Genomic DNA, 25,668 nt, shown 5'->3' on the forward strand with positions numbered 1-25,668 from the left:
TGGTATAAAATTACTGGCCAGCCTTTTTTAGTTCTTCCAGGCTTATTTTGAAAGCGGCAGCATATTTTCTTAAAGTATCATCATTCAGTTTCCTGAATACAGAAGGTTTCAGGTGACGTTTCACCTGCCATTGGAACTTATTCACATAACTGGCCAAGAGGGGCAGATCCATGATGGTCTTTTCCATGTAGTACAAAATAGGGCTGACTTCTCCAGCCTGCATGGCCCTGTGGGCTTCTTCTATCTTTGCATTCACTTCTTCCCATGCCTGTTGCATGGCAATGTTTTCGGGTTCCCAGCCTACACTGGTTACTGGTACATATGCGCCTGCATCATCTGTTGCGTAAAAAAGCTGTTTAAATTTCCCATCATGCATATTATTGCCATCCTGGGGAACTTCTTCTTTTTTCATTTGACAGGTGTTTGATTATGGAAAAAAATCGCTTCAGCCGCGGGCGGAAGCGATTTTTTCAATGGCTTTTGTGAAAATGAAAATTATACAACTGTCAGGTGCGCATACGCATAAGAGAAACGCGCACTTTCAGGAACCATCATCACGATTGTCTGTCCTTTCTTCAGCATGCCGGTATTCATCAGTTCTTCGAGCATGAAGTAAGGAGAAGCTGTACCTACGTTTCCTACTTTCACCAGGTTGGTAAACCATTTTTCCTGCGGAATAGGTACACCCAGACGTGTAATTTCTTCATCTATTTTAAAGCGGAAGAATTCAGAAGACAGGTGAGGCAGGAAGTAATCCAGCTTATCCAGGTCTAAATTGTATTTTTCCACCAGTTCTTTCCACATTTGTGCACCGGATGGTACGATGTTTTTGCCTAGCAGGCGGGTATCCTGTTTGAATGAGAACACGCTATCCTGTGCCCATTCTTCCGGCGTCATATCGATCCAGCCTTTGGTAGTACCGTCTTCGTTTTTAACAGCACCTGCATACATACAGGTTTCCAGTTCATTGGCATAAGAAGCGATCTCCACCCAATCTACGCGCAGGGAGAGGCCGGTTTCATTTGGTTTGTTCTGGAACAGGGCTGCACTGGCGCCATCGGAGAGCATCCAGCGGAGGAAGTCCTTTTCAAAGGCGATGATCGGATTATTATCTATCAATTTCACACGGTCTGTTTCCGGTTCGAATTTCGCTGACAGCATCCAGCTGGAGAATTTTTCGGAACCAGTGCTCACAGCGTTTGCAGAGTTGCCACATTTAATGGACATCCAGGCATATTTAAAAGCCTGCATACCGGCAGCACAAGCGCCAGTAGCAGCGATCAGTTCTACCGGCTGACATTTCAGCAGGCCATGGACCATGGCGGCATGGTTAGGCAACAGCTGATCAGGCGAGGTAGTACCACAGGCTAACACCTGCATTTTATTGATCGGAAATTTATCATCAAAAAGACCCTTTACTGCTTCGGCCGTCATTTCAGCATTGGAATGGGTCGATTTACCATCCTTATCCAGCGAATAGTAACGGGTTTTGATCTTGTTATTTCCAAGAACTCTCAGTCTGGCACGGGAAGGTTTCCCATCAACCAGTCCTAGAATGTTTTCCATTTCATCATTTCCAACAGGCTCATTCGGCAGAAATTTAGAGAGCCTTGTAATATAAACTTCGTTCATTTGAAATATGGTTCCTGTTTTTTGTTATAAGTTGATGCCCTTCCGTCTGTTACGGTTGGTATTGTGTACCTCCTGGCTTACAGTCATTGCTTTTTTTCTTGTCCCATTTTTCATTCGCATCTCTTTCACATTTATACTCAAAGACAAATAAAAGCGCCCGCAAATATAGAATATAAAATGCTATGGTATTGTTTACCCCTGATTGGGAATAGCATCTGCCGCTGGCAGAAGGCTTTCCGGGGAGGGCCTGCGGCCGGCTTTAATTATACGGCCTTCATGCTTCCATTTTAAACAAACACAATAACAATGCCTTTTATTCTGATTGTGTGATATTTAGCTATTATTTTACCTTAATTCAGGTGAATGCCTTTATAATAATCCACCCTTTCGGCCAGTTCCTTTTTCTTAAAAGTCAGCTTGAATAATGATGAAATCTTGGCGATAGGCGACAATACGAATATTCCTATTAACAATAATCCTCTGTACATGCTCACTCTACCCTGGCGTTCAGGAGCACCGGGGCCACCCTTGGCACTGATAAATTTGGACCAGTAGCGGAAAGCCCGGATACCTCTGTCTTCCAACAGGATGAGGGGGGCTAATAATTCCACTGCTTTCAGGTCGATCAGTTCGGGTTGGAGGGCATCCCAGGAACGGGTGGTCAATACTTTACGGATTGGGTTGGCGAACCTTGCTGATTCCACAATGTCTACTTCCTGTACGCCGGCTGGTGGCAGTAAGGAGGTTGCTTCCTTTTTGCCTTTGAACTGCCAGCGCAGTACCGTGATCAGGGCTATCAGATTCGGAGATTTGTCTACCAGTACTATATTTCCTACCAGGTGCGCTCCCGCAGCCTGTAAATATCCTTTTACAGTTTCCTGGGCACTCAGCCACATGTTACGGCAACCCATGAGGGTAATAACGGGTTTGCCATTCAGCAGGCTTTTCCCCTGCTCACTTTGCAGGAAAGCCGCTGTGGGCTGGGATGGAGACAGGAACCAGGGTTGATAAGCCAGTACAACCAGGTCAAAATGCGCATTTGGATCCACATTCAGTGCCTGTATTGCCCTGGGTTTACCTAATACAGTTTCCGGCATTGTATCATAGAAGGTTTGTTTCTTCCAGGGGAATACAAATGGCTGTACAGGTTTCAATTCTTCGTATACTATATCTGCCATATCCTGCAATGGGCCAATTACAGTATCTACTATCCGCTTTAGTTGTCCGGTCTGTGTGTAATATATTACCAGGATCTTAGGTCTTTCGTTCATATTCAGGAATAGGAGTTAGAACAATTGAAATCGTAAACTTACGAAAAACAACCGTAGAGTAAAGATATATTTTTATTATATGATACGAAAGCAGGAAAGAGAGAGAGGAGAAAATTGTGCCTTAGCCAGGTACTGCCATAACCTCTGCATTTGTTTACAGCAGTACCGTGGCCAAAGGACTTAATGAGTTGCTTTACAGGTGCAAATATGAGGTAAGTACTATAAAGAAAGTGTTAAATACTACTTAAAGTTTTAACGCCCCTCATACAAACGTTCTCCAGTTGTACCAGCATACTCCCGTCTGCAGCCGCTTTCGGGGGTTCTACTGCTGTCTGAATTTCAGTGACTCTGAACCCAATATTTTGTAAAATTTCCTGCACCGTCTCTGTATCATACAATGTAAAACCATGATCTACGAATGCTAATTTCTCCATGGTACGCCTGGTGCGAAAGGCCAGTATCACTTCGCCTTCCGGCTGTAATACCCGGTAGATCTCCTGTAGCGTTACAGCTGGCGGTTGCCAGAAGTACAATACATTGACTGCAAAGACTTTTGTAAATACACCTGTATCAAAAGGAATAGTGTCTGCCGTACCTTCCAGGATCTGTACCCTGCCGGCACGGATGGCGTCTGCATTTGCAACAATGGCTTCCTGCACCATCACATCGGAGAGATCCAGTCCTGTATATTGGAGGTTGTTTTCTTTTTCGAATAAGGCGGGTATAAAATGTCCATTCCCCATGCCCAGTTCCAACACCTGATCGCCTGTTTTTAGTTGCAGGAAATCAAGGGTCATTTCATAAATAAGGCGGTTGGACCTGCTCATTTGTACGCCCATCTTCACCCCATCGTCCCCTGTTGGCCGGCGTAGCTGTTGGGCAGCTTCCACAGCCGTCATTTTACGTTGCTCCATTAATCTCTTTTGTGTACAGAACCTGATCCTGATGTTTGGGAATTGACGGTTGGACTACCATGATAATCCACACTACCGGAACCGGATACCTGTACATTCAGGGTTACACTGGCGTGTACTTTTGCATCGCCACTACCGCCTACGTGTACATTGGTAGTTTCAGTATGCAGGTTATAGCCATCGAAAGAACCGCTGCCTGCGATATCCACATTCAGGTCTTTGGCTTCACCTTTCAGTTTTACATCGCCGGAACCAGTTACAGCTACACTAACCTTAGGGCTGTTCACGGCCCCTAACACATCGCCGCTGCCGGTTACGGACAACTTTACATGATCGTCCTGTTCCCAGTCATTCATGAGACGAATGGTGCCGGAGCCGGCAAGACTCAGTTCCTCTACATCGGGAGCGGTGATCTTTACCGTGATCTTTTTATGTAGTCTAATAGAGGTATTGGATTTCTGGCCTACTATCAGCTCACCATCTTTTACTTCGGTGGTGATCAGGGGAAGCACATTGTCTTCAGCTTCGATCACTACATCTTCAGCCGGTCCGTCGGTATATTCAACGTCCATAGATCCACGTAAGGATACGGCGTGGAAATCGCCCAGTTTACGGGTTTCTGTGCTAAGGTTACCACTGCCGTTGACTCCATGTTCGTCACAACCGGTATGGGAAAGTGCTAACAATACAAGGACGGCGTAGCCGGTAATTTGTTTCATAAGGTAATTGTTTAAAATGGCGGAATTATGAATTGGGTTCAGAACGAAAATACCATAATAACTTGGGATTTGCTCCAAGCCCTTTATCTTTGCACCACCATGACAGAAAAGATTCTTATCCTCGACTTTGGTTCCCAGTATACGCAACTGATCGCGCGCAGCATCAGGGAACTGAATATTTATTGTGAAATCAAACCTTGTCTGCAACCAGTACAATGGGATGATACAGTTAAAGGCATTATTCTTTCCGGAAGTCCTTTTTCAGTAAACGAGCCTAACGCACCATCCGTAGATATCGCTGCCATGGCGGCAAAAGTGCCTGTGCTCGGCATTTGTTACGGCGCCCAGCTGATGGCTAAAAACTTTGGTGGTGAAGTAGCTAAGAGCAACATCCGGGAATATGGCCGTGCTTTTATGGTGCACGATAATAAAGAAGAAAAGGCTCTCTTCGACATCTCACCCCGTAGCCAGGTATGGATGAGTCATTCTGATACCATCGTGCGTATGCCGGAAGGTTTTCAGATCATTGCCCAGACAGAAAGTATTCCTGTTGCCGCATTCAAATGCGATACCAGGACTCCGTTCCCAATGGTGGGATTCCAGTTCCACCCGGAAGTAACCCACTCTCTGGAGGGTAAGACTATGTTACGCAACTTCCTCGTACACATTTGTGGTTGCAAACAGGATTGGACCCCTGCTGCATTCGTACAGGAAACTGTAGAGAAAATTAAGGCACAGGTAGGTGATAAAAAAGTAGTAATGGCCCTCAGCGGTGGGGTTGACTCCACTGTAGCTGCAGAGCTGATCCATAAAGCAATTGGCAGTAACCTTTATTGCATATTTGTAGATAACGGGTTGCTCCGTAAAGACGAGTTTGAAACCGTATTAGACTCATATAAACATATGGGCCTCAACGTGAAGGGTGTGAATGCAAAAGACCTTTTCTACGGTGAACTGGCTGGTGTAAGTGATCCTGAAAAGAAACGTAAGATCATCGGTCGTCTCTTTATCGAAGTATTCCAGCAGGAAGCTATCCTGTTGCAGAACATCTCTTTCCTCGGTCAGGGTACTATCTATCCTGATGTGATCGAGTCTGTATCTGTAAACGGACCTTCTGTAACCATCAAATCACACCACAACGTGGGTGGTTTGCCTGAGAAGATGAATATGGGTCTGGTTGAACCACTCCGTTTCCTCTTTAAAGACGAAGTAAGAAGAGTAGGACGTGAAATTGGTATCAGTGAGATTTTCCTGGGTCGTCATCCTTTCCCGGGTCCTGGTCTGGCTATCCGTATCCTCGGTGAGATCACCGCTGATAAAGTAGCGATGTTGCAGGAAGCAGATGCTATCTACATTGAAGGTCTGCGTGAACACGGTCTCTACGACAAGGTATGGCAGGCAGGTACCATCCTCCTTCCGGTACAGAGCGTAGGTGTAATGGGTGATGAAAGGACTTACGAATTCACCGTAGCCCTGAGGGCGGTGACTTCCGTGGATGGTATGACTGCGGATTGGGCACACCTCCCTTACGAATTCCTGGCTCAAATGTCTAACGACATCATTAATAAGGTAAAAGGTATTAACCGCGTGGTGTACGACATCAGTTCCAAGCCGCCGGCTACCATCGAATGGGAATAATTCCAGACAGGCTGTAAGTAATACTATTTTCACTTACAGCCTGTTCCTTTTAAAGGGGGCTGACCAACATCATTTGCAATAGGCACCATATCTCCTATTGCATTTGCATGATTTTTGTATTTTAACGATCGCTATGAGTAAATCCATTCTATGCAGGCCATTGATCACTGCATCCATCGTGGTTGTACTGCTGTCGGCGTGTACTACTTCCAAGAAAAGTAGTTCAAAGACGGCTACACCACCGCCAACAACTGCGAAACCTGTAAAAGACGAAAAACCTAAGGATGAAGCTAAATCTCCTAAGGAAGTTCCGTTTAATGTTCCAGCTTTTGCCCGGGAAATTAAAAAAGACACCTATAATATAGCGTTGTTTACCCCACTTTACCTGGATTCAGTTACTACAGACATGCCCACCCGCTCCCTGCCCCGCTATATTCTGCCGGGTCTGGATTTCTATGAAGGTGCGCAGCTGGCGCTGGATAGTCTGCAAAACCAGGGCATAAAACTGAATGTTACTGTCTACGATAGTAAGAACAAGCAGAACCTGTCGGGTGCAAACCTGATCAACACAGACCTGATCATCGCTGCCGTTGGTACGCCGGAGATCAAGGACCTGAGTGATATAGCCAAAAAGAAACAGATCAACCTGGTGTCGGCTACCTATCCAAATGATGCTGGTGTAAATGAAAATCCATTTTTCATCATCACCAACAGTTTGCTGAAAACACATAGCGAAGCTTTACAGCGCTACCTGCAGGAAGGCTTTGCGACTAAAAATATCCTGGTGATCCACCACGATACGCCGTTTGAAAAGCGCATAGCTGCTGATATTAAGGCTGAATACGAGAAACTACAGAGTAGTAAAAAAACCAAACCAAGAGAAGTAGTTTGGGATGATAACATCACTGACCTGGCACTTTCTCAATACCTGCTGAATGACCGTCCGAACCTGGTGATCGTGACTTCGCTGGATGAAGCCAATGCAAAAGCGATTATCCGCAGACTGAGCACTCAGATGGCGACTTACCCTATCCAGGTGTTTGGTATGCCTACATGGGATGTGATGAAGTTCAAGGAACCTGAATTCAAGGGACTACCTATTTTCTACACCACTCCTTACTGGAATGATAAGACGGATGCTTACAGCCACTATATCAATGACTACTGGAAGAAAGTGTATAAGTCCCGTCCGTCGGATATGGCTTTCAAAGGATTTGAGCTGACCTGGTACTTTGTGAAACAACTGAGTACGAATGGTGTGTACTTTAACAAGGATATCAATGATCCGAATAAGAAAGTATTCAGCAGTTTTAATTACCAGCCTATCTATCTGAAGGAAGGAGATAAGGAACCTGATTATTTCGAAAACAAGAATATCTATATTATACAGAAGGGAGATTCGAGCGATATAAAAATGAATTTTCAATAAGTAGTGATATAAAAATGAACTTTCAATAATTAGAAAAGCCTTGCTCGCGCAGGGCTTTTTTCTTTGAAAATGGTTTTCATCCCCCGTTGGTGAATACCCTCTTTCATGAATGTTTTTTCTGTGCATGATAATTGTAGATTCTCATTTATGCAGTTACTCCAATTCACTGATAAGGGCATTTATTGTCCTGCCGGCGATTTTTACATAGACCCCTGGCAGCCTGTGCAAAAGGCTGTTATTACCCACGCACATTCCGACCACGCACGTGGAGGAAGCCAAAATTACCTTTGTCATCATGATAGTGTACCCATTCTGCAACTCCGGTTGGGAGTGGATATCAGTGTGCAGGGAGTGGCGTATGGAGAAAAAATACGCATGAATGGTGTAACGATTTCTCTTCATCCTGCGGGGCATGTGATTGGTTCTGCACAGATAAGGGTAGAACATGATGGTGTAGTATGGGTAGCGAGTGGAGATTATAAAACGGAGTACGATGGCATTTCTGCAGCGTTTGAACCAGTGCCTTGTCAAACGTTTATTACAGAGTGTACTTTCGGACTGCCTGTCTATAACTGGCAACCCCAGCAGGTTGTATTTGATAACATCCGGAAATGGGTATATGACAATCAGCAGGTGGGTAAGACGAGTGTGCTGCTGGGGTATAGCCTGGGCAAGGCGCAACGATTGTTATATCATCTGAGAGATATTAGTCCTGAGATATGGGCGCATGGCGCTATTTACATCACCAATCAAATGCTGCGTGACAATGGCTGGGATCTGCCGGAGCTGCATCGTATCACTCCTGATACTCCGCATAGTGTGTTTAAAAACAATTTAGTAATTGGCCCTCCTTCTGCTGCAGATACCACCTGGATGCGGCGTTTCAATCCTTATTCACTGGGTGTGTGCAGTGGGTGGATGCAGGTACGGGGACATATGAGAAGAAGGAATGCGGATGCAGGATTTATTTTATCAGACCATGCTGACTGGAATGGATTGTTAACTGCTGTGAAAGCGACGGGTGCTGAGAAGGTGTATACAACGCATGGTTTTAGTAGTGCATTTGCACGCTACCTGCAGGAGAATGGGATACCTGCGGAAGAAGTAAAAACTGAATATGGTGTCACTGAAGAAGAAGAAACGAATCCATCATGAAAGCATTTGCAGACCTGATAAAATTGCTGAGCAACAGCACGAAGACGAATGAGAAACTGGATGCGCTGAGTCGATACTTTGCGAGTGCAGATCCGAAGGATAGCATATGGGTGTTGGCGTTGTTTACTGGCCGGCGGCCAAAGAGAACGGTGAATGCCACACAGTTGGCAACCTGGTGTTTGCAGATGACGGATTTGCCGGGGTGGTTGTTTGAAGAGTGTTATCATACAGTGGGTGATCTGGCAGAGACAATTGCGTTGTTATTACCGCCGGGGAAGAGTATTGCTACACATCCTTTGCATTATTGGCTGGAGCAACTTCTCAAATTGGAGAAAGCAAGTGAAGTGGAAAAGCAGCAATTCATCCTGAATGCGTGGGATGAACTGGATACAAGTGAGCGGTTTGTGTTTAATAAATTGATAACGGGAAGTTTCAGGATTGGGGTATCGCAGAAGATGATGGTGAATGCACTCGCAAATACACATGATATTCCGGCCCCTACCCTGTCGCATATGATAAGTGGAAACTGGGATCCCAGACAGATCACACTGGATGAATTATTGAATGAAGATGTAACGGGAGCAGATGCGTCGAAGCCTTTTCCTTTTTATCTCGCGTATGCATTGGAGACAGCGCCGGATGCGCTGGGAGAGCCGGAGGAATGGCAGGCGGAGTGGAAATGGGATGGGATACGAGGGCAGATCATTAAAAGGCAGGGGCAATTATTTGTATGGTCCAGAGGGGAAGAATTGATTACAGAGAAGTTCCCGGAGTATGGACCATTGCTGGAGCATTTGCCGGAGGGGACGGTGATTGATGGGGAGATCCTGACGTATGCGAATGATTTTCCTTTGCCATTTCAGACCTTGCAGACAAGGATTGGAAGGAAGAATGTGACGAAGAAGCAATTGCAGGAGGCGCCGGTGGTGTTTTTGAGTTATGATCTACTGGAATGGGAAGGGAAGGATATCAGAACGTCTCCATTATCTGAAAGGCGGCGGTTGTTAGAGCAGGTGGTAGAGCAGGTGAATCATCCTGCGTTGCGGTTATCGCCGGCGATCACTTTTCATAATTGGTCAGCGTTGATTGAGTTCAGGATGCAGGCACGTGAAATGGGAAGCGAGGGATTGATGTTGAAGAAAAAAGATTCTGCTTACCAGGTGGGTCGTAAGAGAGGCGATTGGTGGAAATGGAAGATTGATCCATTGACAATAGATGCCGTCATGATCTATGCACAAAAGGGGCATGGCCGGCGATCAAATTTGTATACAGATTACACATTTGCGGTGAAGGATGGGGATCAGTTAGTATCGTTTACAAAAGCGTATTCCGGGTTGACAGATAAGGAGATCAATGAGGTGGATAACTGGGTGAAAAGGAACTCCATAGAAAAGTTCGGGCCGGTGCGGACAGTGAAACCTGAGCTGGTATTTGAGATTGCTTTTGAAGGGATTGCGGCTTCAAACAGGCATAAGTCAGGGGTAGCATTGCGCTTTCCCCGTATCAGCAGGTGGAGGAAGGATAAGCCCCCTGAAGAGATCAATACCCTGGCTGATCTCCAATTATTATTAAAAATGCAGCAGTAGGGAAAATTTAGTATATTGTACTTATTTTCATAGGCTAATTAGAACATTATACTATACAATATGAACCCGGGTAACAACACAATTAAAAAAGATAACGCAACCGAAATTGCGCTGGACGAAAAGGACATCGCCATCCTTCAACTGTTGGAGGAAGATGCCAAGATGACCATCCGCGACCTGGCAGCACGTCTTAACCTGAGTGCAACCCCGGTTTACGAACGTATCCGTAAGATGGAACAGGCCGGCGTAATTCGTCAGTATGCTGCTATTGTAGATCCCAGCAAGATCGACAAGGGCCTGACTGTATTATGCTACATCTCCCTCAAAGAGCATGGTAAAAAAGCAGGCAGTAAATTCATCAAAGAAATTACTTCTTTCCCTGAAGTACTGGAATGCCTCAACATCTCCGGTCAGTTCGACTTTATGTTGAAAGTACAGGTAAAAGATATGATCGCTTACCACGACTTCAATGTGAATAAATTGGGTGAGCTGGATAATATCGGCCACATGGAGAGTGTGTTCGTGATGTCTGTGATCAAAGCGACACACCGCGTGGTGTATTAATCTCACGCTATGATCATCCGCTATCCGGAATATACAAAAGACTTTAACTGGACTGTATTACAATCCGATAGTTACACGTATGCCAAATACAAAAAGGCCATTGGTGCACACAGGCGGGTCATCTTTCTGAAAGAACATACTATTTTGTTTGCCCTGGCGGGGAATAAAACTATCTTCCTGGGCGATGAAGTACTGCATGTGAATCCATCCAGTATTGTGATTTTGAAAAGAGGTCTTTATGGTATGACAGAAGTGGTGCCGGATGGATTTGAATACGAAGCGCTCCTACTCTTTTTCCCGGATAGTATGCTGCAAAGTTTTCTTCGTCAGCATCAGTTACAACCAGATAAAATCATTGCCGATCCCCAATCGTATGTGATGTTGCCTACCAGCGATCTGCTGCATAGTTTCAGGGAACAGTACATGCTGTTCTTTCAGAATCGTGCGGAGAACATGGAGGCGATCTTACAACTGAAAATACAGGAAGCGTTTTTATTACTGCTGGCTGGTGAGCACAGGGATGCCGTTTTGAATTTATTCCATGGCATCACACATGCACAGCCAGCCAATATCGAATACATCGTTAATACCCACTTATTACAACCCCTTACACTGGGCGAACTGGCGCAGCTTTCAGGCCGTAGCCTGGCGTCTTTTAAACGTGATTTCCAGCAGTACTTTAATTGCTCTCCAAAGAAATGGATCAATGAAAAAAGACTGGCGCATGCACGAATGTTATTGCTCAATGATGACATGAATGTATCTGAAGTAGCACTGGCCTGTGGCTTTGAAAATGTGCCACATTTTATAAAGATCTTCAAACAGGAATTTGGAGATACCCCACACGTGCTGCGAGCTAAAAAAGCAACAATTTGAGCTTTTAACGTTATTCCATTTTTTTACTCCGTTCTAATTTTGCTGATATAAATTATACTTTATGTCAAAAGCAGTCGTATTAAGATTCAATGAAGAAGTGCTTGTAAAAGGTGACTTACAGGTATTTGAAGCAATCGTTTCTCCTTCCTTTACAAACCATTCCGCACCAGCAGGTACAGACAAAGGGAAAGCTGGTCTGCTGGCTTTTTATCACAATGTATTGAAGCCTGCATTGCCGGATATCACGATAGAGATCCATGAGATGTTTGAAGAGGGTGATACCGTTATTACAAGAAAAACTATTCGTGGTACGCTTGGTGTTCCTTTCATGGGTTTTGAAGCGGGTACAAAAGTAGCGATGCCAACGATTGATATCGTGAAAGTAAAGGATGGTCAATATGTAGATCATTGGGCAGAAAGGCATATTCAACCTGCATAAAAATTGGAGATTAATGCTTACATTAATAACATGAATCGTAAGCATTTTCTTTCTTCTCTTGCCATCACATCGCTGGGGCTTTCGGCATTTTCTCATCTTCCTGCACCAGAAAAGGAAGATGAGACTTTTACTATACTTCCACCTTATCTTAAAGCGGGTGATACGATTGGTATTACCTGTCCTGCGGGGCATATTAAGCAGGAAGAGATCATGCCTGCTATTCGCATTATGCAGAGCTGGGGTTTTAAAATCCGCATAGGAAATACGGTTGGGAAAAGTGATTTTAGTTTTGGTGGTACAGATGCTGAGCGATTACAGGATCTGCAGTCTATGTTGGATGATCCTGGTATTCAGGCGATCATGTGTGCGAGAGGTGGGTATGGCTGCGCCCGTATTATTGATCAGGTTAATTTTAATAATTTCAGACAGCAGCCGAAATGGGTGATTGGGTTTAGTGATATTACTGTATTGCATTGTCATATCAATCGGCTGTTTGGGATAGCTTCTTTGCATTCTAAAATGTGTAATAGTTTTCCTGATGATTTTGCAAAGGCAGAATCGGTGGTGCAGGAAACCATTCTTTCAATACAGCAGGCGCTGACTGGTAAACCTATGCAATACCTGACACCGGCGGATGCTAATAACCGGATTGGTTCATCGAAAGGTGTATTGATTGGAGGGAATCTTTCTATGCTCGCGAGTGTGTTGGGGACTAATTCAGAGATCAATACCATTGGTAAAATTCTCTTTGTGGAAGAGGTGAGTGAATACCTATATACCATTGATCGTTATTTTAATAGTTTGCAGCGGGCGCATAAATTAGATAATCTCGCGGGGCTTGTGATTGGGGGGTTTAACAGGTTGAAGGCGGATGATCCGGGAGAGGAATTCGGGAGGACGGTGTATGATATAGTGAAGGAGAAGGTGAAGGATTTTGACTATCCTGTTTGTTTTAATTTTCCGGTAGGGCATCAGAAAGGAAATTATGCGTTGAAGTGTGGGGTGATGCATCATTTGGAGGTTCAGAATAACAGGGTTTCTTTGAAGGAGATTGTTAGTTAATACGATGATACGAATCCCTATACGGTGACAGACTTTTTCCTGCTTTTTCCTTAATTTCATACACTCATGAAAAAAACAGCGAGTGGATGGAAAGTGATTACAGACTGGCTTGCCGCCAGAGACCGGCAGCCTTTTGTGTTCCAGGAAGAAGCCTGGAATTATTACCTGCAAGGCAAATCGGGCCTTGTGAACGCCCCTACCGGATACGGTAAAACATTTTCTCTATTCCTGGGTGTGGTGATCGACTGGATTAACCGTCATCCCAAAGACTATCCATCCAAAACAAAAAATGGTCTGCAATTGCTCTGGATCACGCCGCTGAGGGCGCTGGCCAAAGACATTGCGCGTGCGATGGAGGAAGTGCTGCAGGAGCTGGATATCCCCTGGCAGGTGGGTATCCGGAGTGGTGATACACCAGTATCTACCCGTGCTGCGCAGAAAAAGAACATGCCTGAGGTATTGCTTATCACCCCTGAAAGTCTGCATCTCCTGATCGGACAAAAAGAATATCCAAAAGTCTTTACTTCCCTGACTACAGTGGTGGCCGATGAATGGCATGAATTGCTGGGCACCAAGAGAGGTGTGATGATAGAATTAGGGCTTAGCCGTTTGCGCGGATTGACGAAAAAAGCCGGACGTCCGCCATTGAAAGTTTGGGGCATCTCTGCGACTATTGGTAACCTGGAAGAGGCTATGGATGTGTTGCTTGGAGCACCTGATCCGGAGTCAGTAATTGTGCGGGCTAAGTTGGATAAAAAAATAGAACTACAAAGTATTCTCCCTGATGAGATAGAAAAATATCCCTGGGCGGGGCACCTGGGTACGAGATTACTTTATAAGGCGCTGCCCATTGTCAATGAAAGTAATACCACGCTTATTTTCACAAATGTCCGCTCTCAAACAGAGATCTGGTACCAGGAAATATTACGGCAATGCCCTGACCTCGCAGGTGCGCTGGCACTACATCATGGCTCTATTGATATGGAGTTAAGAATATGGGTGGAAGAAGCCTTGCATACAGGTACGCTGAAAGCGGTGGTATGTACTTCCAGTTTGGATTTGGGAGTAGATTTCCGGCCTGTGGATACAGTGATACAGGTAGGTAGTCCAAAAGGTGTAGCTCGCTTTTTACAGCGCGCAGGTCGTAGCGGGCACCAACCCGGTGCTACCAGCAAAATATGGTTTTTGCCAACACATAGTTTAGAGCTGGTAGAAGCTGCGGCGCTTAAGTCGGCTATTAAACAGCAAATAGTAGAAAGCCGGATGCCGGTGATACTAGCATACGATGTATTGCTGCAATACCTGATGACACTGGCTATTTCTGATGGCTTCCATGCACCTGAAATATGGGAAGAGGTAACGAACACCTATTGCTTTCGTGAAATGACGGAAGATGAATGGGGATGGATACTGGCATTTCTCACCACGGGTGGAGACGCCTTGTATAGTTATGATGAATTTAAAAAGATTGAGAGAGAAGGCGACTTTTTTATTTGTCGTAGTCGTATGCAGGCCATGCGTCACCGATTACATATCGGTGTCATCGTCAGCGATGCGATGCTGAAAGTAAAGTTCATGGGGGGTGGATTTATTGGCATGATTGAAGAATGGTTTATTGCCCGGCTTACAGCTGGCGATACATTCAGTTTGGGTGGGCGCATTCTTGAGTTTGTCATGATCAAGGATATGACTGTGTTGGTAAGAAAATCCAATGCAAAAAAGGCCATTGTACCCAGCTGGATGGGAGGACGATTACCTCTCTCACCGAACCTTGGAAAGGTATTGCGTGAAACTTTTAATGAAGCCCTTTCCGGTGATACGACTGAACCAGAATTACAGGTTTTACAGCCTCTTTTTAAACTACAGGAATATCTTTCTCATGTGCCGAAAGCAGATGAGCTATTGATAGAAATGATTCATACAAGGGATGGTTATCATCTGTTCGCCTATCCGTTTGAAGGCCGACTGGTGAATGAAGTAATGGCTACATTACTGGCTTACCGGCTGAGTAAACGTACGCCTATTACTTTCTCGATTGCCATGAATGATTATGGATTTGAATTATTGTCTGATCAGGCTATTCCGCTTACGCCAGATGATGTGTATGAATTGTTTTCGTTAGATAACCTGAACAACGATTTGCTGGCTAGTGTGAACGCTACAGAGATGGCCCGTCGTAAATTCAGGGATATTGCGGTAATAGCAGGATTGATATTTCAGGGATATCCGGGCAAGCATAAACAAAGCAGTCATTTACAGTCATCGGCATCTTTGCTGTTCAATGTATTTACAGAATACGATCCGCAGAATCTCTTGTTGAGACAGGCTTTTAACGAAGCGTTCTTTTACCAGATGGAAGAAGCCCGTTTGAGGGAGAGTCTTGACAGGATTTATAATAGCAAAATCGTGATCACTTATCCGGAAGCGCTGACACCTTTTTGTTTCCCGATTAAGGTGGATAGTTTGCGTGAACAACTGACCAGTGAGAAGCTGGAAGACAGGATAAAAAAAATGCGCCCGGAATTTTAATAAAATCGGAACTTGCAGGGATCTATGGATGAAGTGATTTATAATTTCAGAAATCAGACATGGCTGTTATCGGCCCACCGCGCTGTTTTCTGGAAAGAAGAGCAGGCTTTAATTGTATCAGATCTGCACCTTGGCAAGTCTGCACATTTCAGAAAAGCAGGCATTGCCGTTCCTGCCAATATCGGGCATGATGACCTGTATCGTTTACAAAAACTCATTACTGTTTACGATCCGTCGCAGGTGATCATTGTGGGCGATATGTTTCACAGTAGTCATAACAATGATGTGCCTTTGTTTAAGTTGTGGCGGCAACAGTTTCCGCATATCAAATTTAAGCTGGTGAAGGGGAATCATGATATCCTGTCGGAACAGGTGTATGTTGATATTGATGTGGAGGTGTATGATGAATTGCAGATTAATGAGATTCATTTTGCGCATGAGCCATGTGAGGAGGGGGATGGTTCTAAGTATACATTCTCTGGTCACATTCATCCGGGTGTGGCGGTGTCGGGTATGGGCAGACAACGTTTGCGTTTACCCTGTTTTTATTTCGGGCGTAATTGCAGTATTCTGCCGGCGTTCGGTCGGTTTACAGGCTTAGCGATGCTGGATGTGGAGGAGGCGGATGCGGTGTTTGTGATTGCCGATAATAGCGTACTAAAGATAGGTTAGTGATATATCGCTGATAATAGGGTACTACAGATTGGTTAGTGATATATTGCTGACAATAAGGTACTACAGATTGGTTAGTGATATATTGCTGATAATAGGGTACTACAGATTGGTTAGTGATATATTGCTGATAATAGGGTACTACAGATTGGTTAGTGATATATTGCTGACAATAGGGTACTACAGATTGGTTAGTGATATATTGCCGATAATAGTGTTATAAAGAATAGTTGAATGTCATGCTGATTGCTTACGATCCCATATTTGCACACCCACTACCAGAAGGCCATCGTTTTCCGATGGCGAAGTATGAACTGATTCCTGCGCAGCTATTGCGGGAAGGGGTGGTGACTATTGATCAGTTTCATAAACCGGAGCCGGTGAGTGAGGAAACGATTTTGTTAACACATACTGTTGAATATTGGGATAAGTTGAAAAATGGGAAGCTGAGTGAGAAGGAAGTGCGTAAGATAGGTTTGCCACAATCACCTGCATTGGTGATGCGGGAAAGGGTGATTTGTCAGGGTACGATTGATTGTGCATTGCATGCATTGGAGCATGGTATTGGTTTAAATGTGGCGGGTGGTACGCATCATGCGTTTGCTGATCATGGAGAAGGGTTTTGTTTGATGAATGATTTTGCGGTAGCTACGAATTATTTATTGCATCAAAAGCTGGCTGGATATGTGATGATAATAGATCTGGATGTACATCAGGGGAATGGCACTGCTGCCATATTTGAGGGGAATGAACGGGTGTTTACATTCAGTATGCATGGGGAGCATAATTACCCTTTTCATAAAGAGACATCTGTGTGGGATGTTGGGTTGCCTGATGGTATGAGGGATGAAGAATATCTTAAGAAATTGTCGGATTGTTTAGGGGTTTTAATGGAGAAGAAAAGGCCTGATTTTGTGTTTTATTTGTCAGGGGTGGATATTCTTTCTACAGATCGTTATGGGAGGATGAAAGTAACTGAAAATGGATGCCGCTGCAGAGATGAATTGGTGTTAAATACGGTAAAGCAATATGGAATTCCCTGTGCAGTTGCGATGGGAGGAGGGTATTCTCCGCAAATGAGGCATATTGTGAATGCGCATTGTAATACATTCAAAACAGCGGCAGCCATCTTCTGATTTTCTCTAAGAACGGCGGTGTTCAGATTTAAAAGGCATTTGATTCATCGAAATAATATGCATGCATTTAATTTTTTGTAAGTACAGAAAGAGCATTGATTCGTCCTAAGTCCGCGATGTTAGGTAATGATCTTCCAAAGCATAAAGTAATTTCATTCGTCCTAAGTCCGCGATGTTAGGTAATGATCTTCCAAAGCATAAAGTAATTTCATTCGCCCTAAGTCCGCGATGTCAGGTAATGATCTTCCAGAGCATAAAGTAATTTCATTCGTCCTAAGTCCGCGATGTTAGGTAATGATCTTCCAGAGCATAAAGTAATTTCATTCGTCCTAAGTCCGCGATGTTAGGTAATGATCTTCCAGAGCATAAAATCTTCTGTGACATTAATAAACTTATGCCACGTTCCTGCTGGTACAAAAAGATAATCACCTGAATCAATATCTATGACTCTATCCTTGTACTGTACCTGTCCACATCCTGACATTACGATGTACGTTTCATTTTGTGAATCCGGCTCCTGTGTGTAAACATCCTCGGGACATAACAATACTACCCTCATTGTATTGTGTTCCCATAGGGTCACGGCTGCTTCTCCACTGTCTTCCAGCTGGCGCAATGCGTCAACGAATGCGATACGCATAGTTCAATCTTTGAGATTATTAAAAAAGGGGTTGGAGTAAGTAGCTTTATTAATTTATTCTGATGGTTACTTTGATATTCGTTTTTAAAGGTTGATTGATTTGGAGGCGACATGCGCCTCCCTGTGCACAGTCTTCCCAATGCTTAGAAGTCTATGCATTTTATCTTTTGAAAAAGTAATTGAGGTTGTGTAATTAATTCCTGGTCTTTTTCTTCAGCATATTTACCTGATCCTGGAGGTGGCTCACCATATCTGCGAGGTGGTTCACACTCATCCGGCTTTGTGGAGCGGCTTTGCTGATCACAGCATCAGACTGCCAGAGTTCCAGCACTTCATCCATACCGACGGAATAAGGTTCGAACTGAGGGTTATCAGATACCAATGTCAGTTTTCCTTTTGTGCGGTTACTTTTCAACAAACGTTTATACACAATTCCTTCTCTGCTTGTCACCACGACATAGGCTTCGTTGTTACGAATATCTTCCCAACCGTCAACTTTGTGGCATACGATTACAGAACCGGATGGTGTAGGTAACATAGAGTCACCGGCGATTTCGAAAGCTCTGTAACTACCAGCGCCCATCATAGGGAGGGTAAAGGTGTTCAGTTCTTCGATGAATTCATCATCGTTATAACCTGCGAGGTAACCGGCGGCAGCTTTTACGGGTACAAATTCTATGGACTGGCGGCTATTGCCGAGCTTTTGCTGGCGGCGCTTTTCGAGGAAAGTATCTTTTTGGGAACCTACATCACGGCGAAGGAGATCGTCAATAGAAACCCTGAACATATCGCTGACCAGTTCCAGCACTTCTGTACGGGGCTCTGCACGCTCTTCTTCATAAGCTCCCAGGAGGGAACGTTTGATCCCTAGTTTATCAGCAAACTCCTGCTGCGTCCATCCTTTCTGCTTACGCAGAAACTTTAAATTGCGGCATACAACTGACATAATCTAAATTATTTAGTAGAATTACTAACAAATTTAGTATATAATTTTTGGAATAACCAAATAAATCCGGTGATTCTCACTTATTTTTGTCAGGAAATCCAACTCAAAGATTTATGTATACTCCGTTGCTAATTATTCACTCCCTGTTAAGGTGGGCAATTTTACTAGCTGGCATTTGGGCCGTTTACCGTTCATGGAAAGGCGTTAGTGACAAAACACCTTTTACCGGTGCAGACAACAAAGCTGGTTTATTCTTTATGATTTTCTTTGACCTGCAATTGCTGGTAGGTCTGTTATTGTACTTTGTAGCCAGTCCACTGGTGAAAACAGCCCTGTCTGACATGGGTGCTGCCATGAAAGATGGCGTACTGCGCTTCTATGCTGTAGAACACATTACATTGGCAGTTTTAGCATTTATCCTGGTACACATTGGTCGTGCAAAAGTGAAGAAAGCACCGACCGATGCATTAAAACATAAGAAGGGACTGATCTTCTTCGGTATTGTTTTGGTGCTGGTATTGCTGCTGACTCCATGGCCTTTCCGTCAGGCAGGTTTGGGCAGAGGGTGGTTGTATTAACCGATACGATTATTCAAAAATACAGAGGGGCTGCTGTGATCACATCAGCCCCTTTTACTTTCGTCGTTTTTCATCATTGTTACCCCTTATCCGTATGATATAAACGGAATGAATAGATATACGGCAATGCTGCCAGTATAGCTCCTGTAAAAATCAATAAAAATACTCCCGTCATTACGGGTAAAAAGAAACCTCCAATGAATGTGGCGATTCCCGTCCACATCCATAGATTGCCTGCCATCAGATGCGTTTGCTGCCATATTTCCGTGCTTTGCAACGTCCACGGTGTACGTACCCCCACAAAATAATTCGGTTGTAATCTGCGTAAATAGATCCCGATCATTGCGATTAATGTGCCCACTCCTGTAAATACCCAACGCTCCATCATTAAAGCGCGGCCCTGGCTTACCATCCAGATAATTGCGCCGGTGAATACGGCGAGGTATATGTGAATGGAGAAGCGGATACGATAGTATTGCTGGCGCTGCAGGCGCTCGTTTGCTTCCGGGAAATCCACATGGTCTACGTGAGGAAGGTAGCGGAAGAGGAAATATAACATGAGGTTGGTGAGGAATAGGAAGGTCATGAGTAATAAGAAATCACTTTTGGTGCCGACCCGTTCCGGTATGCCTGTGATGCTGTAGTTGTTTGGGAAGATGTCTGGCATAGAAGGCCAGATGATTCCCAGGTATGCCATCGGCATCAATAATAAAAGCAACAATAATAGTTCTTGTCCTAAATCCGTCTTTTTCATAACAACATGGATTTGGTGTACATGAAAGGTGACAAATACTATACCGTTGGCATACATATATTACAATTGTGAAGGGTGATTGGTTTAATTGCAAACAAAAAACGGATTTGCCTTTCGGCAAATCCGTTTTTTGTTTGGGAGCGGATAGTTCCGCCGATGCCTCGGCGGAACTATCCGTGTGAAAGGATAAATAGCCGGAAGGGATAAACCGCAATAAAGCGCGACAAACCGCCGGAAGAGACAAACCGCGATAAGGGCGAAGTGCAAAAATGGATGGAATTCGAAGGTTTGTTATTAAGTTGTTATTATGCTAATTATTTTAGTATTTACTAATAATATTAGTATTTTTACCACCCGAGCCTTTCCCTCACAATCACCATAAAAAAAACAGGTCGTCCCCTTTATTGGAGACGACCTGTTCCTTTATAATTCATTTTAAAGACTATTCCAGATCAAACAACCCTTTGTTCAGTAACTGGAGCGTTTTCTCCTTATGCTGACCACCGATCAGGATAGAAATATTATGACGGCTACCGCCATAAGAAATCATTCTCAAAGGCACTTCATTCAGCGCTTCAAACAGTTTCTTCAGGATAGAAGGCGTTGCCGCTACTTCGTTACCCACGATTGAAACGATGGTCTGATGATGATCCAGTTCTACTGAACCAAATGGCTGCAGTTCTTTCAGCAGCTGATCCAGCTGTGGTGTATTTTCTATTGTCAGGGAAACCGCTACTTCTGAAGTAGTGATCATATCAATAGGTACACGATATTTTTCAAATACTTCGAAGATCTTACGCAGGAAACCATATGCCAGCAACATACGGCTGGATTTGATCTTGATTGCGATAATGCCATCCTTGGCAGCTACCGCTTTCACGCCATCGCCACTTGGCATTTCTGTGATAATGGTACCATGTGCCTCAGGCTGCATCGTGTTCAGCAACTTCACCGGAATGTTGAAGTGCTGTGCTGGCCAGATGGATGCAGGATGCAGGATCTTAGCGCCAAAGTACGCCAGTTCCGCAGCCTCGTCAAATGACAGCTGATCGATCGGGAATGTTTTCTTTACTACCCGGGGATCGTTGTTGTGCATACCGTCGATATCTGTCCAGATCTGTACTTCTTCAGCCTGGATAGCTGCACCGATCAGGGATGCAGAATAATCACTACCACCACGTTTCAGGTTGTCTATCTCTCCCCTGTGATTGCGGCAGATATATCCCTGCGTAACGAAAATCTTATTATCCTTATGTTTATCCAACAGGTTGCCCAGGCGGATCTTTATCTTTGGAATTTCCGGCTCTTCGTACTCGTCAATGCTCATGAAATCCAGGGCTGATATCAATTCAGAATGGACACCCGCTTCTTCCAGATACACACTGAAGAGTTTAGTAGAGAGTAATTCACCCTGGGCCAAAATATCCTTGTTCAAAGCTTCGTTGAAGCTAATTTTCAGGATGATGTTCAGAAATTCAAAATGCTCGTCAATAACAGCACCAGCCTTTTCACGTGCTTCAGGCTGCTTCACCAGCGCCTCAATAAATGAGCGGTAGTGAGCTTCCAGCTTATCTATCTGCCCCTTAGCCTGCTCCTTTTTACCTTCAGACAAGGATTGTCCTATCTCAACCAAGGAATTGGTGGTACCGGATAATGCAGACAACACGACGATTTTTGGAGCGTCATCAGCAGTCACCAGCTGGGCCACGGCATGCATGCGTTCAGGTTTACCTACCGACGTGCCGCCAAATTTTAAGATCTTCATTACTGTTGTATTGTTATGTGTTTGACGTAACTCTTATAAAAAGCGCAAGTTCGCGCTTAATTCCTGACTTTAAAAGCTCAATTTAAATTTCTCCCCAACTTCTCTCAGATCTTTTATCACCGGGTCCAGTAATGGAATACCTCCCTGACGGCGATGTGCTTCCATTTCACGCTCGGGATCACCAGGTATCAATACCTGCTCTCCTGCTACCGGTGTTGCATTTCTGAAGCGGGTGATCCACTTGTCCATATGCTCCTTGAACTCATCTGCAGGGCGGAAGGCGTCTATACGCATGGCTCCCAGAAAGTGGCCCAGTCCTTCTCCTACAGGATCGGGTGCCAATGGCAGGAAACTTACGAACGGTGGTGCCCAGGGACCATAATTGGCTCCTGACAACACTGCTGAAAATATATCGACGATCGCTCCCAGGCAATATCCCTTATGACTACCGTGTTCACGGTCGCCACCCAGTGGCAACAGGGCGCCGCCATCTTTGAGTTCATGTGGGTTGGTGCTGGAATGACCTTCTTTGTCCTGGATCCATCCGGTAGGAGCTTCCTCACTTTTACGCTGCAGGATCTCCAATTTACCGTTGGCAGCCGTAGTTGTAGCAAAATCCGCTACAAAGGCTGGTTGTGTTTTGGCAGGAATCGCTACTGCAATAGGGTTGGTACCCAGCATACGCTCTGTGGCAAAGGTTGGCGCTACCAGTGGACTGGCATTGGTCATGGCCATACCGATCATGTCCTTATCCAGCGCCATCATGGCATGCTGGCCGGCAATGCCGAAATGGTTGGAGTTCTTTACGCTCACCCAGCCACTACCCACGTTAGCAGCTTTTGCTATTGCTACCTGCATGGCATAAGGAGCTACGACCAGGCCAAGGCCACGATCACCGTCTACTACAGCTGTACTGGGGGTTTCATGCACTACGCGGATGTTCGGAGTGGCATTTACACGACCGTTTTCCCAGAGACGTACATAGCCAATAAGGCGCGCTACCCCATGAGAATCAATCCCTCTGAGATCTGCTGATAATAAAACTTCACTGGCTGTTGCCGCATGTTCGTCTGAACAGCCCATGCGTTTAAAAACTTCCTGGGTAAATTCCCTTAAATGAGGATAGGAGAAAATCTGGCTCATGATGGATTTCCGTGCTATTGATTTTTGTATCAGTTGATCTGGTTCTGTTTTAGGCCTGAGCGGTAGGTCCTCCAAAGTTCATGGGGAGGGATACCGGTTCCTGGTCCTGAATAGTTCCGTGAATCGATTCAAATTTCTTGATATTGTCCAACATTGCCTTCATGAAGCGCTTTGCGTGCTGAGGAGTAAGGATAATGCGGGATTTTACCTTTGCTTTGGGCATTCCGGGCATTACATTCACAAAATCGACTACAAATTCTGCATTGGAGTGGGTGATGATCGCCAGATTAGCGTATACACCTTCTGCAATTTCCTCGGTCAATTCTATATTGAGCTGGGCTTGTTCGTCCTGCTGATTTTCCATGTTCTGTTATATTTTCGGTACAAATGTAAAAAAGAGGATGTAAAATAAATTCTAAAAAAGAAATGGCCGCCTAATGGCGGCCATTTCTTTTTTAGAATTACTGGGCATCCCACCAGACCCTTCTCGTCAAAGTCGTGTTGGATGGGGTATTCGTATTATACCTCACCTCACTGCCTGGATAGAGATTAGCCTGCACAGCATGGTAGAATCTTTTGATTTTCCCCGGGCAAACAAGTCCTTACTGTTTTAGAAGTAGCCACATAAGAAAAAAAATAGAAATGCGTGCTTACTGCAGCAGGTCTCTTCAACGAAAAAAGGTTACCGGTAAAAACCGGCAACCTTTTTCATTATTAGAGTATTGCTTATTAATTATTGTTAGCGTATTGCTTATTAATAAATATCCCAGAACAACTTCGTCTCTACCGCATCTCCACCAATAGCTGAAGATGCTTCATTGTAATTAGTAGTATTCAGGTTCTGTTCTGCAATCGGATAAGTGAAACGCACGGGATATCCAGACTGGGCCTTTGGAGGAGGCGTCAACTGAGGATAATCCAAATGACGCTGTGCCGTCCATGCATCAAACCCACGATTGTATAATGCAATCCATTCCTGCATACCAATCTTCTGTTTCCAGTCACCATCAGCAGTCAGATAATTTACATCTGTTCTTGCCAGGTAAGTCACAGCATCCTCTTCTGTACCACCCCAGTAAAGAATAGAATTTGTAATTGCATTGTTATAGTGTGTAATTGCTGTACCACCTACAGACCAGCCTCTTTCTATTGCTTCTGCACGAATAAATTCCACTTCAGAATAATCGATGAACACACCGGGCAGGTCTTTCTGCTCCAACAATTCGCCGGGATGTGAATAGTTTGCATAAGGGCTCTTTACGCCATTGGTACCACCTTTATATATACCACCGATAGTAGTGAAATAATAAGGTCTTCTTGGGTCTTCTACTGAGTTGATGTAATCAACAAATGTATTAGATCCTACGAAATCCTGACGCCCGCTCTGTACCAGATCTTCCCACAGTGGGTTGGTATTTGGAGGAACGGTTGAGTAAGGGAATTTCGCATATTCACCCTGTGTATCAAATGCACCCGCAGATGCTGCTGTTACAATGGTTTGTGCTGTAGCCGGATCAAAATCTGCCAGCAAAATACCCAGGCGTAATTTTAGAGAGTTGGTAAACTTTTTCCAGTTTACGATCTCATCACTACTAAACAGCATGTTGGAGGTACCCATACCTGTTGCGCTTTCATCGAATGCAGCCAGATCTGCATCCAGACGGGCGATCAGGTCAGTGTAGATGGTATGGGCATCATCGTATTTGTTGAACAGATTGTCAGAATTCAGAGATTGTGAATAAGGCACATTACCAAAGGTATTTACCAATACAGAGGTACCATATACTGACATCACATCGATCTGTGCCAGCATATTTTTCTTCACAGTTGCATCGGTGCTTTCATCTGCTTCCAGTACTGTTTTTGCTTCTTTCAGATCCATCAGTGCATCTGTGTAAAAAGCATCCCAGAAGTTATCAGGAATGGTCCTGGTCACGAGATTATAATTGCTCTCATCGATGTAAGTGGTCTCCGTCCATTGCTGTACGATCAACCTGAAGATACCCAGGTTTACGTTTGTGCTGGTGATCGCATCTGCCATTTCTTTTGTTGCACTGGCATACAGTGAAGCCGCACTTACGGAGCTGGGTTTATTCGGATTTGTATTTAAGTCGGTAATGTTCTTTGTACAGGATACCGTAGACAGTATACCCATTGCAGCAAAGGAACCGTATATGATATATTTTTTCATGATTGCTTTTTTACTTTTTTTAAACATCT

General features: G+C 44.5%; 24 protein-coding genes. 12 read left to right on the top strand and 12 right to left on the bottom strand.

Annotated elements, in window-relative coordinates; genetic code table 11:
• Window positions 1-10: 10 nt before the first annotated feature.
• The 5 genes from QQL36_RS00845 to QQL36_RS00865 all read right to left on the bottom strand — a co-directional run bounded on the left by QQL36_RS00845 (window position 11) and on the right by QQL36_RS00865 (window position 4,536).
• A complete protein-coding gene (locus QQL36_RS00845) occupies window positions 11-412 on the bottom strand; it encodes a hypothetical protein (protein ID WP_321568605.1) in 402 nt (133 codons plus the stop codon).
• Window positions 413-495: 83 nt separating this feature from the next.
• The gene (locus QQL36_RS00850) at window positions 496-1,632 is read right to left on the bottom strand and encodes a beta-ketoacyl-ACP synthase III (RefSeq protein ID WP_083729966.1); all 1,137 of its coding nucleotides are present in this window, start codon (window positions 1,630-1,632) and stop codon (window positions 496-498) included.
• A 350-nt stretch (window positions 1,633-1,982) separates the two neighbouring features.
• Window positions 1,983-2,903 carry a hypothetical protein gene (locus QQL36_RS00855; RefSeq protein WP_321568606.1) on the bottom strand — a complete coding sequence of 307 codons (921 nt, stop codon included), beginning with the start codon at window positions 2,901-2,903 and terminating at the stop codon, window positions 1,983-1,985.
• Between the two features lie 233 nt (window positions 2,904-3,136).
• The gene (locus QQL36_RS00860; RefSeq protein WP_321568607.1) at window positions 3,137-3,817 is read right to left on the bottom strand and encodes a class I SAM-dependent methyltransferase; all 681 of its coding nucleotides are present in this window, start codon (window positions 3,815-3,817) and stop codon (window positions 3,137-3,139) included.
• On the bottom strand, window positions 3,817-4,536 hold the full coding sequence (locus QQL36_RS00865) for a head GIN domain-containing protein (RefSeq protein ID WP_321568608.1): 720 nt from the start codon (window positions 4,534-4,536) through the stop codon (window positions 3,817-3,819). Before QQL36_RS00865 ends, QQL36_RS00860 begins: the two co-directional genes overlap by 1 nt.
• 99 nt (window positions 4,537-4,635) lie before the next feature.
• Here QQL36_RS00865 and guaA point away from each other — a divergent pair, with 99 nt between their 5' ends.
• The 11 genes from guaA (at window position 4,636) to QQL36_RS00920 (ending at window position 17,622) form a co-directional block, all read left to right on the top strand.
• A complete protein-coding gene (gene guaA, locus QQL36_RS00870) occupies window positions 4,636-6,174 on the top strand; it encodes a glutamine-hydrolyzing GMP synthase (protein WP_083729970.1) in 1,539 nt (512 codons plus the stop codon).
• Between the two features lie 133 nt (window positions 6,175-6,307).
• A complete protein-coding gene (locus QQL36_RS00875; RefSeq protein WP_083729971.1) occupies window positions 6,308-7,603 on the top strand; it encodes an ABC transporter substrate-binding protein in 1,296 nt (431 codons plus the stop codon).
• Between the two features lie 147 nt (window positions 7,604-7,750).
• Window positions 7,751-8,758 (top strand): ligase-associated DNA damage response exonuclease, encoded by a 1,008-nt coding sequence (locus tag QQL36_RS00880; protein WP_321568609.1) that lies wholly within the window; start codon window positions 7,751-7,753, stop codon window positions 8,756-8,758.
• Entirely contained in the window at window positions 8,755-10,344 is a 1,590-nt protein-coding gene (locus QQL36_RS00885; protein WP_321568610.1) for an ATP-dependent DNA ligase, read from the top strand. The genes QQL36_RS00880 and QQL36_RS00885 overlap by 4 nt, the downstream gene beginning before the upstream one ends.
• 60 nt (window positions 10,345-10,404) lie before the next feature.
• Window positions 10,405-10,908, top strand: coding sequence for an Lrp/AsnC family transcriptional regulator (locus QQL36_RS00890; RefSeq protein WP_083726211.1), 504 nt, complete (start codon window positions 10,405-10,407; stop codon window positions 10,906-10,908).
• Window positions 10,909-10,917: 9 nt separating this feature from the next.
• Window positions 10,918-11,784, top strand: a complete 867-nt coding sequence (locus tag QQL36_RS00895) for a helix-turn-helix transcriptional regulator (protein WP_083726213.1) — start codon at window positions 10,918-10,920, stop codon at window positions 11,782-11,784.
• 61 nt (window positions 11,785-11,845) lie between these two features.
• Window positions 11,846-12,223 (top strand): ester cyclase, encoded by a 378-nt coding sequence (locus QQL36_RS00900; protein WP_321568611.1) that lies wholly within the window; start codon window positions 11,846-11,848, stop codon window positions 12,221-12,223.
• Between the two features lie 30 nt (window positions 12,224-12,253).
• The gene (locus QQL36_RS00905; RefSeq protein ID WP_083726217.1) at window positions 12,254-13,285 is read left to right on the top strand and encodes a S66 peptidase family protein; all 1,032 of its coding nucleotides are present in this window, start codon (window positions 12,254-12,256) and stop codon (window positions 13,283-13,285) included.
• A gap of 66 nt (window positions 13,286-13,351) precedes the next feature.
• The gene (locus tag QQL36_RS00910) at window positions 13,352-15,814 is read left to right on the top strand and encodes a ligase-associated DNA damage response DEXH box helicase (RefSeq protein ID WP_321568612.1); all 2,463 of its coding nucleotides are present in this window, start codon (window positions 13,352-13,354) and stop codon (window positions 15,812-15,814) included.
• A gap of 24 nt (window positions 15,815-15,838) precedes the next feature.
• Window positions 15,839-16,486, top strand: a complete 648-nt coding sequence (gene pdeM, locus QQL36_RS00915; RefSeq protein ID WP_083726221.1) for a ligase-associated DNA damage response endonuclease PdeM — start codon at window positions 15,839-15,841, stop codon at window positions 16,484-16,486.
• Window positions 16,487-16,725: 239 nt separating this feature from the next.
• Complete coding sequence (locus tag QQL36_RS00920) at window positions 16,726-17,622, top strand: histone deacetylase (RefSeq protein WP_321568613.1); 897 nt, start codon at window positions 16,726-16,728, stop codon at window positions 17,620-17,622.
• A gap of 343 nt (window positions 17,623-17,965) precedes the next feature.
• Here QQL36_RS00920 and QQL36_RS00925 read toward each other — a convergent pair whose 3' ends face one another.
• Both QQL36_RS00925 and QQL36_RS00930 read right to left on the bottom strand, forming a co-directional pair.
• Window positions 17,966-18,262 carry a cupin domain-containing protein gene (locus QQL36_RS00925; protein ID WP_321568614.1) on the bottom strand — a complete coding sequence of 99 codons (297 nt, stop codon included), beginning with the start codon at window positions 18,260-18,262 and terminating at the stop codon, window positions 17,966-17,968.
• Window positions 18,263-18,455: 193 nt separating this feature from the next.
• Window positions 18,456-19,208 carry an XRE family transcriptional regulator gene (locus tag QQL36_RS00930; RefSeq protein ID WP_083726227.1) on the bottom strand — a complete coding sequence of 251 codons (753 nt, stop codon included), beginning with the start codon at window positions 19,206-19,208 and terminating at the stop codon, window positions 18,456-18,458.
• Window positions 19,209-19,321: 113 nt separating this feature from the next.
• Between QQL36_RS00930 and QQL36_RS00935 the strand changes: the two genes are divergently transcribed.
• Window positions 19,322-19,786, top strand: coding sequence for a hypothetical protein (locus tag QQL36_RS00935; protein WP_083726229.1), 465 nt, complete (start codon window positions 19,322-19,324; stop codon window positions 19,784-19,786).
• Window positions 19,787-19,865: 79 nt separating this feature from the next.
• Here QQL36_RS00935 and QQL36_RS00940 read toward each other — a convergent pair whose 3' ends face one another.
• The 5 genes from QQL36_RS00940 to QQL36_RS00960 form a co-directional block, all read right to left on the bottom strand.
• Entirely contained in the window at window positions 19,866-20,540 is a 675-nt protein-coding gene (locus QQL36_RS00940) for an SdpI family protein (RefSeq protein ID WP_179091228.1), read from the bottom strand.
• A gap of 442 nt (window positions 20,541-20,982) precedes the next feature.
• Window positions 20,983-22,305, bottom strand: a complete 1,323-nt coding sequence (locus QQL36_RS00945; RefSeq protein WP_083726232.1) for an aspartate kinase — start codon at window positions 22,303-22,305, stop codon at window positions 20,983-20,985.
• 69 nt (window positions 22,306-22,374) lie between these two features.
• Window positions 22,375-23,448 carry an Ldh family oxidoreductase gene (locus QQL36_RS00950; RefSeq protein WP_083726234.1) on the bottom strand — a complete coding sequence of 358 codons (1,074 nt, stop codon included), beginning with the start codon at window positions 23,446-23,448 and terminating at the stop codon, window positions 22,375-22,377.
• 49 nt (window positions 23,449-23,497) lie between these two features.
• Window positions 23,498-23,812, bottom strand: coding sequence for a DUF3467 domain-containing protein (locus QQL36_RS00955; RefSeq protein WP_083726236.1), 315 nt, complete (start codon window positions 23,810-23,812; stop codon window positions 23,498-23,500).
• Window positions 23,813-24,202: 390 nt separating this feature from the next.
• Window positions 24,203-25,639 (bottom strand): SusD/RagB family nutrient-binding outer membrane lipoprotein, encoded by a 1,437-nt coding sequence (locus QQL36_RS00960; protein ID WP_321568615.1) that lies wholly within the window; start codon window positions 25,637-25,639, stop codon window positions 24,203-24,205.
• Window positions 25,640-25,668 lie beyond the last annotated feature (29 nt).

Source organism: Chitinophaga sp. LS1, assembly GCF_034274695.1.
In the GTDB taxonomy this organism is placed as follows: domain Bacteria; phylum Bacteroidota; class Bacteroidia; order Chitinophagales; family Chitinophagaceae; genus Chitinophaga.

Bases quoted from the DNA above. Each gene is read 5' to 3' on its own strand.
- QQL36_RS00845 (WP_321568605.1), bottom strand. From the start codon at position 412: ATGAAAAAAGAAGAAGTTCCCCAGGATGGCAATAATATGCATGATGGG.
- QQL36_RS00850 (WP_083729966.1), bottom strand. From the start codon at position 1,632: ATGAACGAAGTTTATATTACAAGGCTCTCTAAATTTCTGCCGAATGAG.
- QQL36_RS00855 (WP_321568606.1), bottom strand. From the start codon at position 2,903: ATGAACGAAAGACCTAAGATCCTGGTAATATATTACACACAGACCGGA.
- QQL36_RS00860 (WP_321568607.1), bottom strand. From the start codon at position 3,817: ATGGAGCAACGTAAAATGACGGCTGTGGAAGCTGCCCAACAGCTACGC.
- QQL36_RS00865 (WP_321568608.1), bottom strand. From the start codon at position 4,536: ATGAAACAAATTACCGGCTACGCCGTCCTTGTATTGTTAGCACTTTCC.
- guaA (WP_083729970.1), top strand. From the start codon at position 4,636: ATGACAGAAAAGATTCTTATCCTCGACTTTGGTTCCCAGTATACGCAA.
- QQL36_RS00875 (WP_083729971.1), top strand. From the start codon at position 6,308: ATGAGTAAATCCATTCTATGCAGGCCATTGATCACTGCATCCATCGTG.
- QQL36_RS00880 (WP_321568609.1), top strand. From the start codon at position 7,751: ATGCAGTTACTCCAATTCACTGATAAGGGCATTTATTGTCCTGCCGGC.
- QQL36_RS00885 (WP_321568610.1), top strand. From the start codon at position 8,755: ATGAAAGCATTTGCAGACCTGATAAAATTGCTGAGCAACAGCACGAAG.
- QQL36_RS00890 (WP_083726211.1), top strand. From the start codon at position 10,405: ATGAACCCGGGTAACAACACAATTAAAAAAGATAACGCAACCGAAATT.
- QQL36_RS00895 (WP_083726213.1), top strand. From the start codon at position 10,918: ATGATCATCCGCTATCCGGAATATACAAAAGACTTTAACTGGACTGTA.
- QQL36_RS00900 (WP_321568611.1), top strand. From the start codon at position 11,846: ATGTCAAAAGCAGTCGTATTAAGATTCAATGAAGAAGTGCTTGTAAAA.
- QQL36_RS00905 (WP_083726217.1), top strand. From the start codon at position 12,254: ATGAATCGTAAGCATTTTCTTTCTTCTCTTGCCATCACATCGCTGGGG.
- QQL36_RS00910 (WP_321568612.1), top strand. From the start codon at position 13,352: ATGAAAAAAACAGCGAGTGGATGGAAAGTGATTACAGACTGGCTTGCC.
- pdeM (WP_083726221.1), top strand. From the start codon at position 15,839: ATGGATGAAGTGATTTATAATTTCAGAAATCAGACATGGCTGTTATCG.
- QQL36_RS00920 (WP_321568613.1), top strand. From the start codon at position 16,726: ATGCTGATTGCTTACGATCCCATATTTGCACACCCACTACCAGAAGGC.
- QQL36_RS00925 (WP_321568614.1), bottom strand. From the start codon at position 18,262: ATGCGTATCGCATTCGTTGACGCATTGCGCCAGCTGGAAGACAGTGGA.
- QQL36_RS00930 (WP_083726227.1), bottom strand. From the start codon at position 19,208: ATGTCAGTTGTATGCCGCAATTTAAAGTTTCTGCGTAAGCAGAAAGGA.
- QQL36_RS00935 (WP_083726229.1), top strand. From the start codon at position 19,322: ATGTATACTCCGTTGCTAATTATTCACTCCCTGTTAAGGTGGGCAATT.
- QQL36_RS00940 (WP_179091228.1), bottom strand. From the start codon at position 20,540: ATGAAAAAGACGGATTTAGGACAAGAACTATTATTGTTGCTTTTATTA.
- QQL36_RS00945 (WP_083726232.1), bottom strand. From the start codon at position 22,305: ATGAAGATCTTAAAATTTGGCGGCACGTCGGTAGGTAAACCTGAACGC.
- QQL36_RS00950 (WP_083726234.1), bottom strand. From the start codon at position 23,448: ATGAGCCAGATTTTCTCCTATCCTCATTTAAGGGAATTTACCCAGGAA.
- QQL36_RS00955 (WP_083726236.1), bottom strand. From the start codon at position 23,812: ATGGAAAATCAGCAGGACGAACAAGCCCAGCTCAATATAGAATTGACC.
- QQL36_RS00960 (WP_321568615.1), bottom strand. From the start codon at position 25,639: ATGAAAAAATATATCATATACGGTTCCTTTGCTGCAATGGGTATACTG.